Annotated in this window: 16 protein-coding genes and 1 pseudogene; 1 reads left to right on the forward strand and 16 read right to left on the reverse strand. The window is 61.9% G+C overall.

Annotated elements, in window-relative coordinates:
- Nucleotide 1: 1 nt before the first annotated feature.
- The 8 genes from IPK65_12995 to IPK65_13030 all read right to left on the reverse strand — a co-directional run bounded on the left by IPK65_12995 (nt 2) and on the right by IPK65_13030 (nt 5,183).
- A complete protein-coding gene (locus IPK65_12995) occupies nt 2-427 on the reverse strand; it encodes a hypothetical protein (GenBank protein ID MBK8164001.1) in 426 nt (141 codons plus the stop codon).
- A gap of 106 nt (nt 428-533) precedes the next feature.
- Entirely contained in the window at nt 534-1,556 is a 1,023-nt protein-coding gene (locus tag IPK65_13000; protein ID MBK8164002.1) for a TIGR00341 family protein, read from the reverse strand.
- A gap of 150 nt (nt 1,557-1,706) precedes the next feature.
- Nucleotides 1,707-2,330, reverse strand: coding sequence for a cold shock and DUF1294 domain-containing protein (locus IPK65_13005; protein MBK8164003.1), 624 nt, complete (start codon nt 2,328-2,330; stop codon nt 1,707-1,709).
- 79 nt (nt 2,331-2,409) lie between these two features.
- A complete protein-coding gene (locus tag IPK65_13010; GenBank protein MBK8164004.1) occupies nt 2,410-2,832 on the reverse strand; it encodes a VOC family protein in 423 nt (140 codons plus the stop codon).
- An 85-nt stretch (nt 2,833-2,917) separates the two neighbouring features.
- A complete protein-coding gene (locus tag IPK65_13015) occupies nt 2,918-3,433 on the reverse strand; it encodes a hypothetical protein (GenBank protein ID MBK8164005.1) in 516 nt (171 codons plus the stop codon).
- Nucleotides 3,434-3,547: 114 nt separating this feature from the next.
- Entirely contained in the window at nt 3,548-3,802 is a 255-nt protein-coding gene (locus IPK65_13020) for a GIY-YIG nuclease family protein (protein MBK8164006.1), read from the reverse strand.
- Between the two features lie 195 nt (nt 3,803-3,997).
- A complete protein-coding gene (locus IPK65_13025; GenBank protein MBK8164007.1) occupies nt 3,998-4,342 on the reverse strand; it encodes a hypothetical protein in 345 nt (114 codons plus the stop codon).
- A gap of 220 nt (nt 4,343-4,562) precedes the next feature.
- Nucleotides 4,563-5,183, reverse strand: coding sequence for a hypothetical protein (locus tag IPK65_13030; protein MBK8164008.1), 621 nt, complete (start codon nt 5,181-5,183; stop codon nt 4,563-4,565).
- Nucleotides 5,184-5,713: 530 nt separating this feature from the next.
- Here IPK65_13030 and IPK65_13035 point away from each other — a divergent pair.
- Entirely contained in the window at nt 5,714-5,878 is a 165-nt protein-coding gene (locus IPK65_13035) for a phage integrase N-terminal SAM-like domain-containing protein (protein MBK8164009.1), read from the forward strand.
- Between the two features lie 114 nt (nt 5,879-5,992).
- Here IPK65_13035 and mtgA read toward each other — a convergent pair whose 3' ends face one another.
- From mtgA to IPK65_13075, 8 genes and pseudogenes are all read right to left on the reverse strand, one after another.
- Nucleotides 5,993-6,769, reverse strand: a complete 777-nt coding sequence (gene mtgA, locus IPK65_13040; GenBank protein MBK8164010.1) for a monofunctional biosynthetic peptidoglycan transglycosylase — start codon at nt 6,767-6,769, stop codon at nt 5,993-5,995.
- A gap of 133 nt (nt 6,770-6,902) precedes the next feature.
- A pseudogene (locus tag IPK65_13045) lies at nt 6,903-7,400 on the reverse strand (DNA-deoxyinosine glycosylase).
- Nucleotides 7,401-7,407: 7 nt separating this feature from the next.
- A complete protein-coding gene (locus tag IPK65_13050; GenBank protein MBK8164011.1) occupies nt 7,408-10,203 on the reverse strand; it encodes a PQQ-binding-like beta-propeller repeat protein in 2,796 nt (931 codons plus the stop codon).
- Nucleotides 10,204-10,456: 253 nt separating this feature from the next.
- The gene (locus IPK65_13055) at nt 10,457-11,497 is read right to left on the reverse strand and encodes an NADP(H)-dependent aldo-keto reductase (GenBank protein ID MBK8164012.1); all 1,041 of its coding nucleotides are present in this window, start codon (nt 11,495-11,497) and stop codon (nt 10,457-10,459) included.
- Between the two features lie 19 nt (nt 11,498-11,516).
- Entirely contained in the window at nt 11,517-12,797 is a 1,281-nt protein-coding gene (gene hemL, locus IPK65_13060; protein MBK8164013.1) for a glutamate-1-semialdehyde 2,1-aminomutase, read from the reverse strand.
- Nucleotides 12,798-12,876: 79 nt separating this feature from the next.
- A complete protein-coding gene (locus IPK65_13065) occupies nt 12,877-13,542 on the reverse strand; it encodes a thiamine phosphate synthase (protein ID MBK8164014.1) in 666 nt (221 codons plus the stop codon).
- Nucleotides 13,543-13,553: 11 nt separating this feature from the next.
- Entirely contained in the window at nt 13,554-14,366 is an 813-nt protein-coding gene (locus IPK65_13070) for a hydroxymethylpyrimidine/phosphomethylpyrimidine kinase (protein ID MBK8164015.1), read from the reverse strand.
- 227 nt (nt 14,367-14,593) lie between these two features.
- Complete coding sequence (locus tag IPK65_13075) at nt 14,594-15,154, reverse strand: hypothetical protein (protein MBK8164016.1); 561 nt, start codon at nt 15,152-15,154, stop codon at nt 14,594-14,596.
- Nucleotides 15,155-15,177 lie beyond the last annotated feature (23 nt).

Genomic DNA, 15,177 nt, shown 5'->3' on the forward strand with positions numbered 1-15,177 from the left:
GTTAGGCCTCGCTGGCTTTGCCTGCGGCTCGGACATGGCTTGTGAGGCGAAGTCTTGGCATGACTGCGAACACCAGAAGCAGAGCGATGTACACCGAGCCTGATACCTTGTCTCGGCTGCTGATGAAATCTGCCAGGGTTCGGTCCTGAAGGACAGTTGCCAGACCGAGCTCTGCGGCAACAGAGAGGACAAGCGCAAGCACACCCGCCATGAGTGACCTGGCGGGATAGCAAATCTCGGGAAAGCGGCGGAGGATGTACCCCGCTCCCATGAAGATTACCGCTGCCATGACCGGCATCTCTACGAGCTCCGCCCAGCGCTCACCGATGTGTGGAACAAGGAACGGAACTCGGAAGACACCGAGCACAAAACCTGCACCCAGCACGATGGCGAAGTAAACAAGACCTGCTTGGATGATCTTTGACACTGAAGCGCGCGCCATGGAGGTGTTTGCGAGGCCGAACGGCAGACTTCAGAGGCGGCGCGTAGCGCAGTCCACTGCAAGCCGTGGTTGGGCCGCCACCTGATTCTTGCTATTCATCACTCCCAAACGCTATATCTGAATACAGCAGGCCGTCTCGATCAATGATCATCACCTGAACATAGCGTATACGCAATGTCACAGCCGTGCCATCGGGTGAGGATGGCAATTGATCCTCCATGGCCGCGACCTGTGCCGCGGAAGGCGGGTTCGGGCCGCGCACCACCGCTCTCACAATGGTTTTCCCCGGCACTTTCTCAAAGCGTACTCCCGTCACATGGCTCCCCAAAGAGGAATTGATTTCCTGTTGCAGTGAAAATTGGGTTTTCGTCTCGAAGAGTTGCTTGGCAATGGCATGCCGGGAGTTGACTGACAGCGAGACGCCGAGCACTGCCAGGATGAGAATGCTCAACAGATTCTGCCTTAGGAACTTTGCAATGGGTTGCCCGGAGGCGCTGGTAACACGACGAAACCCGGTTAACCACAAAACAACAGAGGCAGAAAACTGGATGGCGACGAGGTTGACAACGGCCAGCTCAAGGGCGCCCATCGCCAGGCTGAAATCGCCGCGCGCGAGCAGAATACCCGCTGAAGACATCGGCGGGACCAGGGCGGTCGCGATGGCAACTCCCACCAGGGCCATACTCAGGCGGAAAGAAACGGTTGCATAGGCGCCTGCGGCACCGCCTGCCAATGCAATCATCAGATCCAGAAAGTTAGGGGCGGTCCGTACCATGATCTCGCTGGTGAGGGGAATATCATTATGGAGGACACCAATGATGAACGCGGTCGCAAGAACCGCGACAGTACCCGAAAGCAGCGACAACACGCTCTTCAGCAGAATCTTTGCATCGCTGTCCACCAAAGCCAACGAGACGCCGACTATGGGTCCCAACAACATAGCTACGATCATGGCGCCAATGACGACGGCCGGACTATTGGCAAACAATCCATAACTGGCAATCGTGGCAGCCAGGGCGTTCATCAACAGGTGCGCCTTGCTGAACGAGGCGTCTTCGCGGATGTTCACGCGTACGGTTTCTTGCCATTGGCTTTGTGAATCTGTTACAGACATCGCTTCTTTCCTATCCTTGATCGAGCTGGGGCGTCAACGCGCGGGTTATGGAGGCTAAACGTTGTGCATGATCCGCCGCCGGAGCGTGCGACACGGAGGGATTCTGCCAGCCCCGCTGGCAGGCAGTCGGCTCGATGCACCGGTTAGTCCTCAAGCACCACCCAGAAGTGACTTTACAATGCGCATTCCGGGTGCCGACAGCATCCAGCCGAACCCTATGCAGTTAAGTACTACCGTCGCCCAGAATGTCGCCTGGAACGATCTCTTCTGTGTCTTGTGACGACTCATCTTCTGCGCAAGTATGGCACCCGGCCAGCCACCTAACAAACTGAAGAGATGCAAGGACTCCTCAGTCGTTCTCCACTTCCCTTGTACCGCGGCGGCTTTGTCGAACACATATGCAAGGTATGCAATACAGCTCGCACCAAGATAAACGAGCAGCACCAGAAACGGCAGTCGGCCCATACTGACCACCACCACTACGAAGACAAGGAAAGCAACGGCAAATATCAGGGCCACCGGCCCAGGCCCAGGTGCGGATACCGGATGAGGAGACGCCACCTTCTCGCCGACGAACGCCACATTCATGCCTTGCTGGCGACCACGCGAATCCACCGAGAGTTCGTAAGTCACGAGTTCGTTTCCGACTGGTCGTCGCTGACGATTCGTGAATGCCTTGATGTGGATAAACACCCTAGGGCCGCCTCCGTTTGGCGAGACAAAGCCGAAGCCCTTGTCATCCTTCCAGTCGGTTATCTTTCCCTGATAGCGCACTGACGTGTTCTCTGGGGGCTAACGTTTGAGTTGAGCGGCCCCACACCGGCATGCGGCTGGTGAGGCTACTGACTTCGTCTTATTCGAGGGACGCGAAGCCCGGATTGAACACAACTTCCCAGAGGTGTCCGTCTGGATCCTGGAAGTAGCCGGCGTAGCCACCGTACGATGTGGTTTGTGCAGGCTTCAGGATCGTGGCGCCCGCTTGAGCTGCTTCCTTCATGACCGCATCGACTTCGCTCTGCGACTCCACGTTGTGAGCGAGCGAGAACTCGGTGGCACTCGGCGGTTGCAACGGGGCTGAACTATCAGCAGCGAGACTCTTGCGAGGCCATAGAGCGAGCTTCAGGCCGGCGTGAAGCTTGAAGAAGGCAACTGCGCCGTTCTCGATTTCTGAGCCGACGATGCCTTTCGTGGGGAAGCCGAGGCCGTCGCGGTAGAAGGCGACGGCTCGTTCGAGGTCATCGACGGCGAGCGTGACAAGCGTGATGTGTGGCTTCATCGTGAGGACTCCAAAGGCTGTGTTTGCGACGCCCAACGTTCAAGCTGTGCGGCGCGACGTAAGGAGCGTCCGAACAAGCGCCGTGTTAGATTGCATCTATTGAGCGCCATTGTTCTAATATTTCCTTCGATTTTTTATCTATGAACTCTTCTGACACACCATGTCTTTTTACATAAGCCTCAGTTAATGCGTCCACATGCTTTAGAAGAGACAATGCCTCCTCAGATATTTTCCTTAGCCTCTCGAGCAAAGCTTGCATATGTGAATCCGAGTGAATTGCTCTTCTGCTACTTGCTCTTGAGCTATGAACAAGCCAATTTCTCTCGGAAAGTAATTTTTTGAATCTTTCCTCCACTTCTTCCGCAAGCAAGCCCGCCTCTACAAATTTGTGAATGGTATTGCCGAAGGTTTTCTTCTTTGCGTTTTCTTCTAGCTTAATCCCAGCTTCTTCTCCCATGCCAATTTCAGCTTCTTCTACTAAAACGTAATATGTAGCGCACACACACTCTAATTCTTGAAGCTGCCACAATGAAAACCCGACCTGCTGAGTAATAGCAGACAATCGATTTGCTTTTTCTAATTGTGTCTCTAGTTCTGACATGCAATCTAACGTCGTTGTAAATTGCAGTTTTGGAGGAGCCCGTTTGTGCTATTTAGCACAAAAAGGAGCGACGGAAAAACTGTCAATTTGACAGCTTTGTTAGGCCGAATTGCTTCATTCTTCAGCACACAATTTCGCTCCTGTACTCTCCAACCACTGGGCAACTTCAGTCCACGCAATTCTGAACCATTCTTTTTGATGTTTTAAATGATTGAAGTTTCTGTGAGTATTTCTCTCTGCGTTTCGGGCTTCTCGCTCGGTTTCATATTGGAAGGCTGCCGCTACATGTATGTTTCTTGGGTTTTCTCCTTTAGGTTTGCTTCCATTCTCCATTCTGGTGGATTTTTTTGAATAACCTATTTTGTCCAAGGCCCAGACTTATCTCCTTCAATAGGCTCTTCTTCTATTAGATATACATATGCAACCATGCTTTCCTCTTGCCTCGCCTAACGTGCAGTTCAGCGGCCGCACGCCGACGTGTCATGCGCGCCGCAGGCGCACCATGGCAACGCCGCGCTTGCGGCGCGCACGCGGCGCCGTGTCACGGTCCGCTGCAACTGCTGGCTAGGCGACAGGCACAACACGTGGTTGACCAGCCTTCAGCAAACGCACCCGCGGCTCCGCCACGGAAACAACGTCGACGATATGGTGCATACAGATCAACTCGATATGTTTGAATGGGCCAGGGTATTTGTCGTCAGCAAACGTGTCACGGCGGATGTGATCAAGGAAATCCGACTTCGAATAGACGCGAACCAAGCGTCCTTCGTAAGTCTCGTTGTCCTTGACCCGCGCATATGACTCATTGACAACCGCGTAAGCGATGTATGTGTCCCACGTTACCTCGAAGGCTCGGCAGCTCGACGTGTGCTCGATCTTACGGGATCGACCAAAGTTGACGCCGTCCATCTCGAGCTCCTCAGACTCGAATCCGACCTGCATCTCCTCTATAACCAAGCGAAGGGAGTTGGTGCGGGGCTCACTGACACCCGCAAGATCAAGATATGCGCACTGGTCAAGCTGAGCGAACATTCTTCTGTCGCCTAACGTTTGCCATAAACGGCCGAGCGGTAGCGAGATCCGGCGACCGAAGGGAGCGAATTTGATGGCATTGTTATATGCATCTCTATTACTCGTGACCTTTCTTCATATCCACCAACAACGAGTCGACCAAAGCGACAACATTAGCGGACACACTGGTAATTGTTGATACAATTTCTTTGCTTAGCAATTGTTCTACTATTTTTGAACGAAATTTATCGGCATAAATATATCGTTGGCCCAGTGCGGAATCGATATTTTCAATGAAGCCGAGTTCTAAAGTGTCTTGCATCTTCACTTCAGACAATGCTTGCTCGATTAACGACCTGGAATCACCTTTTTCATCGATATGATTGTAGTGAAAGGTGACATCTCTAATTGGTTTAAGGGTATCTTTGACAAGGCTTCCTTTCTCGAACGAAGCCAGAGAAGATTTCACCTCCTGCAGCAACCCTTCCGTTTCCCCTGACATTTTTCCTTGAAAGTTACCTGTATCGATTTTTGCAACCAACTTTGCCAGTTCTCTCAATATAGAAAGCGATGTAACAAAGAAATACATGCTCTCCGATTCTGGAAAACGTCCAATGGCTTCCACGTTTAGAGTAAGGTCGTTCGCAGCTAAAGATAACGCTATGACACGGAGTGCGTCATCATTACTCAGTGACTGAAGGACGTTGCCTATTGTTGTTATTTTAAATCGATTTTCCATCGTGGCTTACTGCATATAACGGTATCGAGCTAAGCCGCGCGCGATAGCTCCGGTATTAATACCACTGCTCATTGATCGCGCGTCGGCTTTTGCGAGTGGTTGAACGGCATAGGGATCACGGGGCGTGCGCAGTTGCCTCTGGATTCTGCAATCTGCACCAGCTCTGCCTGATAATGTGTGGGATAAATTATGTGGACTAAAGCGAAGCAATCGCTGCGTCCGCATTAACGCCGTTATGCGACGCTTGCGTTGCTTCGCTTTATCTACCATGTTTTTCGGCCCAGCACTATCCGCCATTTATAGTGGTCCGCTCATATTTTATTGTTAAAACTTCTGGGCTTGGGCTTCTTTCCGTGAGGCCTATGATCGGTCAACAGTGAGTAGGTATAAAAGTTATACGTTATAACGTAGCAGTTTTATATATAACACGCACCCGCGCCGACTACCTGCTTGATTATCCAGAAGGATTATGGAAACCACACGGGCAAATGGATATTTTATCGGAGTCATGTCGCCAGGGAGGGCCGATCATGAAGAAGTCTCCGTTGCTCGAAAAACTCCGTACGACAATCCGCGTACGCCATTACAGCTATCGCACCGAGAAGTGCTACGTCCATTGGGTTAAGCGATTCATCCTGTTTCATGACAAGCATCATCCAACGGATGATTGCCGCGCTTATACCGGATGCGATTAAGCGAAATCAGGCACAATCAAATATGCCAACTATGGCAAACAATCTTCCCGGATTCCGCTGGCGCTGCATCCGGGCTACATCAGTAATTCAAATTTGAACAATTGAAGAAATGATTTACCGCGGCACCCGTACCTGCCGCATATACCGTGAAATCATCCGCGTGCGGATGCCGAGCCAGCGCGAGTCGGGGTGGGTTTCGTAGTAGCCCGGGCGCGGCAGCATGGCGGCGAGGCGGGCGGACTGCTCGGGCGTCAGCGCATCGGACGACACGCGGTAATAGCGTCGCGCGGCGGCCTCGGCGCCGTACACGCGCTCGCCCCACTCCACCACGTTGAGGTACACCTCGAGGATGCGGCGCTTGCTCCATATGGCCTCGATCATGACGGTGATCAGCGCCTCCTCGCCCTTGCGCAGGAAGCTGCGGCGGCCGGACAGGAACAGGTTCTTGGCGAGCTGCTGGCTGATGGTGGAACCGCCGGCGACGAGACTGCCCTGCTTCAGGTTCTTGTTGAACGCGGCCTCGATGCCTTCCCAGTCGAAGCCCTCGTGTTCCATGAAGCGCGCGTCCTCGGCCGCGACCACCGCGCGCTTGAGTTGGATCGAGATGCGCTCGTACGGCACCCAGCGGAAATGCAGGTCGGCTTCGGGATCCTTCTCCTGCAGGCGTGCGAGGCGCGCCTCCATGAAGGCGCTCGCCTGCGGGGCATGGTCGGTCCACCACCAAAGTTTGGCCAGCACCCACAGGTTGAAGCCGAGGAACAGCGTGAGCAGGATGACGGCGGTCCAGGCGAGCAGGCGGCGGACCGGGTGCCGGCGCTTCTTCACCCGGCGCTTGCGCGCGGGACGGAAGATGTCCGGGTTGATCTGGCGAAAGCCTTTCGAGGCGCTCATGACCGCGTTTGTTTCTTCGGGATTGGGTTTGGGGACAGATTTGAAATCTGTCCCCTTTTGAGCGCTTGGGCTTGCGTTTGGTTTCGGGGACGGATTTCAAATCTGTCCCCGGTAACAGCGTCACCGGTATCAGCACGGCGCGCCAGCGGCGAAGCTTTTCCGCGGCCGGCAGTGCGGCGTGCGCGGGGCTGGTGGATGGCAGGGTGTGGTAGTCGATGCGGGCGTGCGTCGGTCCGAGCCGCGGCAGCACGAGCCTGCGATAGAGCGCGGCGGCCTTCTGGCCGTTGAAGCAGACGGTGCCGATCGCCGGATGCGTGCGGAACAGTTCGGTGAAATCGTTCGGCACGACGGAGGCCGGATCGATCGCGCTGTCCAGGCTGCCGGTCCGCCGGCATTGCGCGACGACATCCCACAGCGCGATGCGCGCCTTCCCGAGCCGGGCCAGGCGCTCCGTGTACGGCAGCGCGCGCGGGATGTCATAGAGATCCTCGAGCAGATTCCAGAACAGGTTGCGCGGATGGGCGTAGTACTCGCCCCGGCGCAGCGATTCGGCGCCGGGCATGGATCCGAGAATCAGCAGGCGCGCGCCGGGCGCGATCACCGCGGGCAGGCCGTTCAGCAGGTCGCTCATCGCGCGCCTAGGGCTGTCCCGCGGATTGCTTGTACTGCTTTAGCAGCATCCTGAACTGCTCCGGCGTGATCTTCGGCCTGCCGAAGCGCAGCGCTTCGACGGTCACCGCGTTGCGCCGCGCGATGCGGTCCGGCGGGTACCGGTCGCGGTCGACGGCGATGAGATCGTAGCTGCCGGCGGGCACGTCGGACGGCAGTTCGACGCGGCCCCGGCCGTCATCGGCGATGGTCAGCGCGAGCGGCGGCGGCGTCTGCAGCGCCGCCAGTGTCTCGCTGCCGGCGAGATAGAGAAAACCGCCGCGCGCGGTCAACCCGCTGATCGCGCCCAGGGTGTCGTAGCGGTTCAGCAGGCGCCAGCGCGCGGGGTCGGCAACGTCGTATGCATGGATGCGCGCGCGGTCGGTGACCGCGTACAGGGTGGTGCCGTCGGGCTTGAGGTCCGTGACCTCTCCGGCCAGCGTGATGCGCGTCAGCTCGCTGATGCCGGTGTCGCCCAGCGCCAGGACGCGCACGCCCTCGCCGGCCACGGCGATGTAGGCGCGGTCGCCGGCGACGCGCAGTTGCGTGATGTCGCCCGCGACCGGGTGCACGGTCACCGGCCGCGCGCGGCCGTGATCGGGGACGGCCGCGACGAGTCCGCTTCCCGGCACGGCGAGATAGAAGCGCCCGTCGGCGTAGGCGGCGGCGCTGATGCGGTCATGGAGCCGGTAGCGTGTCGCCGCGCGCGTGGCCGGATCATAGAGCGTGACGGCGCGGTCCTCCGTCAGCAGCAGGCGATCAACGGCGAGCTCGATCCCGCGCGCCGGGTGCGCCAGCTTCAGGTCGTCGATCAGCCGGGCCTGGAACGGATCGGCGATATCGAGCTCGGCCAGCCGCCCGCCGTCGTGCAGGGCATAGGCGCGGTCGCCGAGCGTGACCACCTGTTCCGCGCCGGCGAGCTCGACGCCGGTCATCCAGGTCGGATTGAGCGGATTCTCGATGTCGAACACCTGCACGCCGGCCGTGCCCTGCGCGACGAAGGCGAAGCGGTCGTGCAGCGCGACGGCGCGGACCGCATCCTTGCGCGGGTAACCGCCGACGCGGCGCAGCAACGGCGGCTTCGCGGCGTCGAGCACACTGATGCCGCCCCACCAGTCCATCACATAGACATAATCCCCTGCGAGCTGCACGCCCCAGGCGGCGCCGTCGGTGTCGTATCCACCGACGAGGCGCGGGCGGGCCGGATCGGCGACGTCGATCACCTGCACGCCGGCGAGCCAGTCGGCGACGTAGAGGAGGTTGCCGCGGCGGTCGAGTCCGCGCGCGTTGCCGGGCGTGGCGACATGGCCGAGCTCGACCGGCGCGGCAGGATTGGTGATATCGAGCACGTAGACGCCGCGGTCGAAGAAGGCGACATAGGCGCGGTCACCGTCGAGCAGCACCTCTTCCGCCGCGCCGCCGGGATTGAAGCGGCCGAGCTCGCGCGGTGCGCGCGGGTCGCTGATGTCGAACACGAGCATGCCGCTGTCGTCGTCGGCCACGTAGAGGATGCCGTCGCGCACGCGCAGCGACCACGCCTTGCCGGGCGTGCCGACCTCGGCGAGCGTGCGCGGCGCGCGCGGATCGCTGATGTCGACGACGACGAATCCGCCGCGATGCGCGGCGAGATAGAGCAAGTTGCCGTCCAGCACCGGCGTGTAGGCGAGTCCGGGCGTTGGCAGTTCGGCGATGCGCGCCGGGCGACGCGGGTCGCGCACGTCGAGGATCTGCAGGCCATGGTCGTCATCGGCGACGTAGGCGACGCCGTCGCGCACGACGACGCCCTTCGATGAGCCGTCGGTGTGGAAGCTCGACAGCAGCACCGGCCGGCGCGCGTCACGGAGGTCGTACAGGTGCAGTCCGGAGAACCAGTCCGCGACATAGGCGATGCCGCCTTCTATATATATACGGCGCTGGCCGCCGAGGTTGACGCCCTGGCCGAAGTCGAGGCCTTCGTTGCCGAGGCGCGGCGGCTCGGGACGGAGGTCGTAGGTGACAAGCTGCGTCCCGGCGAGCACGGCGGCCGTCCCGGCATCGAAGGCGTAGGCCTGCGCCTGTACCGGCAGGCGCGCGAGCAGGTTGGGGAATTCGGCGCGTGCGACATCGAGCAGATAGAGCCGGCCGTCGCCGTCGGCGGCTAGGGCGCGCGCGCCGGCCGCAGCGATATGACGCAGCGCGGGGATGCGCCGGAAGCTGCCGATCCAGCGCGGCGCGGACGGTCCGGCAAGCGCGAAGACAGCCAGGCCCGCGTCGCCGTCGGCGACGTAGAGCCGGCCGTCGTCCACCGCCACGTCGAGCGCGGGTCCGGTCGTGCGCACGACTGCGGGCGGCGCGGCGGGTTCGGCCGCATTGAACACCTGCACACCCGCATCGCCGGCTGCGACGAAGAGCTGCGTCGCCGTCGCGGCCAGGCCGCGCGCGGGAGAGGCGAGCGTGATACGCGCGCGCACGACGGGCGGCGTAGCGGTGAGATCGAACTGCAGCAGTTCGCGCTCGAACAGCAGCCAGGCCTTACCGTTCCCGACGGCGATATCCAGCGGCGCATCCGACATGCGGACACGGGTGTGCAGGCGTGGTGCGGCGGGTGCGGAGACATCGACGAGAACGAGCCCGTCCGCTCCGGTCAGGCAGGCCTTGTCACCTGAAAGGCGGATGCGCGACACCGCTCCTGCGAGCGGCAGGCGGGCGATGAGGCGCGGCGTGTCCGCGGTGTCGACCACCAGCAGCCCTTCGCGGCCGGCGGCGATGAACGCGAGGCCGTCCGCCAGCACCACATCCGTGGCCACCGTGCCGAGCTCCAGCGATGCACGCAGGTAGGCGCGCCCGGCGCAAGCAGATAATCTTCCGTGCCGGCGGGGACATCGAGTGTGATCGTGTGCGCCTGGCCGCCGAACACCTTGACCGGTCCGTCAGTCTCAGCGGTCGATGCGCCGTGGGCGGCCGCGGCGGCCAGCATCAGCGCGGCGGCGAGCACGGGCGCACGCGCGGAGATCGGGTGGGAATCGGTGCGTGCCCCGCACGCCGCAGGCATGCGTCGCATCAGGGACAGGGATTCGAGCGCGCGGCGTGGATCGCCTCGATCTCCGCCAGCACCTCGGCGGACAGATCGAGATCAATGCTCGCGATGTCGTCACGCAGCTGTTCCAGCGTGGTGGCGCCGATGATGGTGCTGGTGAGGAACGGGCGCATGTTGACATAGGCGAGCGCCATCTGCGCCGGGTCGAGGCCGTGGCGGCGCGCCACGTCGACATACGCGCGCACCGCGTGCTGCGCGGCCTCGCCGGTGTAACGCCGGAAGCGGTTGAACAGCGTCAGGCGCGCGCCGGCCGGCCGCACACCGTCGAGATATTTACCCGTCAGCACGCCGAAGCCGAGCGGCGAGTAGGCGAGCAGACCCACGGCCTCGCGATGCGCGAACTCGGCGAGGCCGATCTCGAAGCTGCGGTTGAGCAGGCTGTACGGATTCTGGATGCTGGCGATGCGCGGCCAGCCGCGCTCATCGGCGAGGCGCAGGAACTGCGCGACGCCCCACGGCGTCTCGTTCGACACGCCGATGTGGCGCACCTTGCCGGCCCGGACCAGGTCGGCGAGCGCGGCGAGCGATTCCTCGATGGGGACCGGTGCGTCGGCGGCGTCGTGGACATAGCCGAGCCGGCCGAAGGTGTTGGTGCGGCGGTCGGGCCAGTGCAACTGGTAGAGATCGATGTAATCGGTGTGCAGGCGTTTCAGGCTCGCATCGAGCGCGGCCTCGATGTTCGCGCGCGTCAGCCGCGTGTTGCCGCCGCGCACATGGTCGAGGTCGTCGGAGCGGCTCATCGCCTTGGTGGCGAGGATCACGCGATCGCGCTGGCCACGCGCCCTGAGCCAGCTGCCGATGTACTGCTCGGTGCGGCCGCAGGTCTCCGCCTTCGGCGGCACCGGATACATCTCCGCGGTGTCGATGAAGTTGACGCCGGCCGCGAGCGCGGTGTCGAGCTGCATGTGCGCCTCGCGCTCGCTGTTCTGCTCGCCGAAGGTCATGGTGCCGAGGCAGATGCGGCTTACCTCGAGATCGGTGCGTCCGAGCCGGGTGTAACGCATGGCCATGCTTGCGGCCCGATCAGAGCTTCGACAGCACCTGCTCGGCGGCGATCAGGGTCTGCTTGATCTCCGCCTGGCCGTGCGCGGCCGACACGAAGCAGGCCTCGTAGGCCGACGGCGCCAGATAGATGCCCTGCTCCAGCATGCCGTGGAAGAACAGCCGGAAGCGGTCGATGTTGGAGTTGGTGACCTGGTAGAAATTCTCCACCTTCTCCTCCTCGGTGAAGAAGACGCCAAACATGCCGCCGACGTAGTTGACGGTGAGCGGGATGTTGAAAGCCTTGGCGCGCGTGAGCAGGCCCTCGGCGATGCGCTTGGTGGTCGCGCCAAGATTCTCGTAGAAGCTGGGCTGGGTCAGTTCCATCAGCGTGGCGAGTCCGGCGGCGAGCGCGACCGGGTTGCCGGACAGCGTGCCGGCCTGGTACACCGGGCCGAGCGGCGCGAGCTTTTCCATGATCGCACGGCGTCCGCCGAAGGCGCCGACCGGCAGGCCGCCGCCGATGATCTTGCCCAGCGTCGTGAGGTCGGGCCGGACACCGAAGCGCTGCTGCGCGCCGCCGAGCGCGACGCGGAAGCCGGTCATCACCTCGTCGAAGATCAGCACCGCTTCGTACTTGTCGCACAGGCTGCGCAGCCCGCTGAGAAAGCCGGCCTTCGGCAGGATGCAGTTCATGTTGCCGGCGACAGGCTCGACGATGATGCAGGCGATCTGGTGTCCCACCTGGGCGAATACCTCTTCGGTCTTTTCCAGGTCGTTGTACGGCACCGTGATGGTGTGCTCGGCGAGCGCCACCGGCACGCCGGGCGAGGTCGGCACGCCGAGGGTCAGCGCGCCGGAGCCGGCCTTCACCAGCAGCGAATCGGAATGGCCGTGGTAGCAGCCCTCGAACTTCAGGATCTTGTCGCGCCCGGTGTAGGCGCGCGCGAGCCGGATCGCGCTCATGGTCGCCTCGGTGCCCGAGCTCACCATGCGCACCATCTCGATGGAGCCCATCAGGCGGCAGATCATGTCCGCCATGCGCGTCTCGATCTCGGTCGGAGCGCCGAAGCCGAGCCCGTTGTCGACCGCGGCCTTGACCGCGGCGAGCACCTTCGGATGCGCGTGGCCGAGGATCATCGGGCCCCATGAACCGACGTAGTCCACGTAACGGCGGTCGTCGACATCGACGATATAGGCGCCTTCGGCGCGCTTGATGAAGACCGGCTCGCCGCCGACGCCGCGGAAGGCGCGCACCGGCGAATTGACCCCGCCCGGGATAACCCGCTGGGCCTTAACGAACATCTCGTGTGATTGTGTCATGGTCGTATTCCTTATATATGTGTCTGAACCGCGCCCTGCGCCTGCGCGAAATCGGGGACAGATTTATTTTTTGGCCAAGTCAGCCCTGTGAATGCAGTACGGTTTCAAAAAATAAATCTGTCCCCGAATCGGTGGATGCAAACAGGCGCGCATATGGGCGCGCGGCGGCGGCGGGATCCGCGGCGGCGAATACGCCGCTCGCAACCGCCAGCAGGTCGGCCCCGGCCGCGACCAGGGATTTGCCGTTGTCCGCGGTGATGCCGCCGATCGCGGCGAGCGGGATGTCCAGTTCGGCGCGCGCCCGGCGCAGCAGATCGAGGTCCGCCCGCACGGCATCGGGCTTGGTCGGCGACGGGAAGAAACTGCCGAAGGCCACGTAATCCGCGCCCGCGCGCGCGGCCGCGTGCGCGAGATCGAGGCGATTATAGCAGGAGGCGCCGACGATCATGCGCGGGCCGAGCGCGCCTTTCGCCATGGCCACCGCGGCGTCATCGCGGCCGAGGTGCACACCGGCGGCGCCGATCTCGCGTGCCAGCGCGACGTCATCGTTGACGATGAGCGGAACACGGCGCGCGCGGCAGAGGGCAGCCAGCCGGGCCAGTTCCTCGCGCCGCGCCGGTGTGAGTGGCGCCTTGTTGCGGTATTGCACCAGCGCCCCGCCGCCGTCGAGCGCGGCGGCGACGGCGGCGACGAGGCAGCCCGCCTCCAGCCAGCCGGTATCGGCGATCAGATAGAGGCCGCACAGCGCGGATGCGCTCACCGGCCCGGCCCCCGCTCGGACGCGGCCCAGAACAGGCGGTTGGGGATGTACTGCCCCATGCCGATGCGATAGCCCTGTTTCAGGGTCTCCCAGGTGTACTCCTGCGCCTCGCGCATGGCGTGCACGGGTTCGGCACCGTGCGCGAGCAGGCCGGCGATCGCCGCGGCGAGCGTGCAGCCGGAGCCGTGATACGTGCCGGGGAGGCGCTCCCAGGAATAACTGTCGATGAAGCGGCCGTTGCCATACAGGGTATTGACGACGCCAGGGGTATGCTCATGGGTGCCGGTGATCAGCACGAATTCCACCCCGCGGCCCATAAGGCTGTGGGCGCAGGCCTCGAGGGTGTCGGCATCCGGCGCGAGCTGGCGCGCCTCGAGGCTGTTCGGTGTCAGCACGGTGGTGAGCGGAAGCAGCAGTTCGACCATCGCGGCGCGGACGTCCTCCGCGGCGAGTTCGGCGCCGCTGCCCGCGTTGAGCACGGGATCCAGCACCACGGGCAGGCGCGGATAGTCCTTCAGTATGGTGTGTACGGCCTCGACCGCGCCCGTGCTGCCGAGCATCCCGAGCTTGATGGCCGCCACTTCCATGTCCTCCAGGATCGCGCGGATCTGCTGGATCAGCAGCATCGGATTCACCGGCTCGAAACTCATGAAGCGCTGCGTATCCTGCACGGTAAGCGCGGTGACGACGGGCGCGGTGTGGCAGCCCATGCTGACCAGTGCCTCGATGTCGGCCTGGATGCCGGCGCCGCCGGTGGGATCGCTGCCCGAAACGGCGATGACGACAGGGATATTGTGCTGTGCGCCCATAGTGGCGGATCCGATGTGACTGGAATGGCTGCCGCTGCGGGGCAATCCGGGAGACGGGACACCGCGCCGCAAACAGATGTCGCCCATTCTAGCACCACGCCGCGCAAAAGGACCGGGGCGTCCCGCGACGGAAAATAAAACGCCCGGCAGCCAATGGCTCTGCCGGGCGCGGGAGGATACCCCCTCAATAATCCAGACCCGTCCGCGAGCGCGGGCGGGTCAGGTGCTCAACCGAATCGGCGCTTCTTGGAATGCTTGTTATGCTTGCTGTGACGGTTGTGATGGTGCTTCTTATCGAAACCGCGGTTGTTGCAGGACTTCACGGGCGTGCCGCCGTCCGTATTCCCGGCGGTGTCGTCGGCCGGTTCCTCATCCACGGTGTCCTCGGCGATCTGGAGCAGGCGCAGCGTATCACCGGAGTAGATCTCCATCTCCCCGAGTGTGGACGACTCCGACATCAGCACATACTCCGTAGTGGTGATCATCAGGGGCAATCCGGTGACAGGATCGAACTGGCCGCGAACGGGCATCGTGGTCACCACCACTTTTTCCACCGCATAGAGCGGGCTCTTCATGGGCGAGAGACCCATCTCCGTCATCACCTCCTGCTTCACCTCTGACAGGAGGCGGTCGTCCGGCGAGGTCACCTCGTAGGCATCGGAGGTGGCCGCGTTGAGCCAGATCATGGTGACCGGTTCCGCGGCGTGCGCGGGTCGCAGCAGGGCAAGGGAGAACAGCAGGGGCAGGGCAAAACGCAGCACGGGATGTATCTGGACTAGGGCATTCATTTCAAACCTCCATCACATTTCTT

The sequence above is a fragment of the Gammaproteobacteria bacterium genome, from assembly GCA_016712635.1.
Lineage (GTDB): Bacteria > Pseudomonadota > Gammaproteobacteria > SZUA-140 > SZUA-140 > JADJWH01.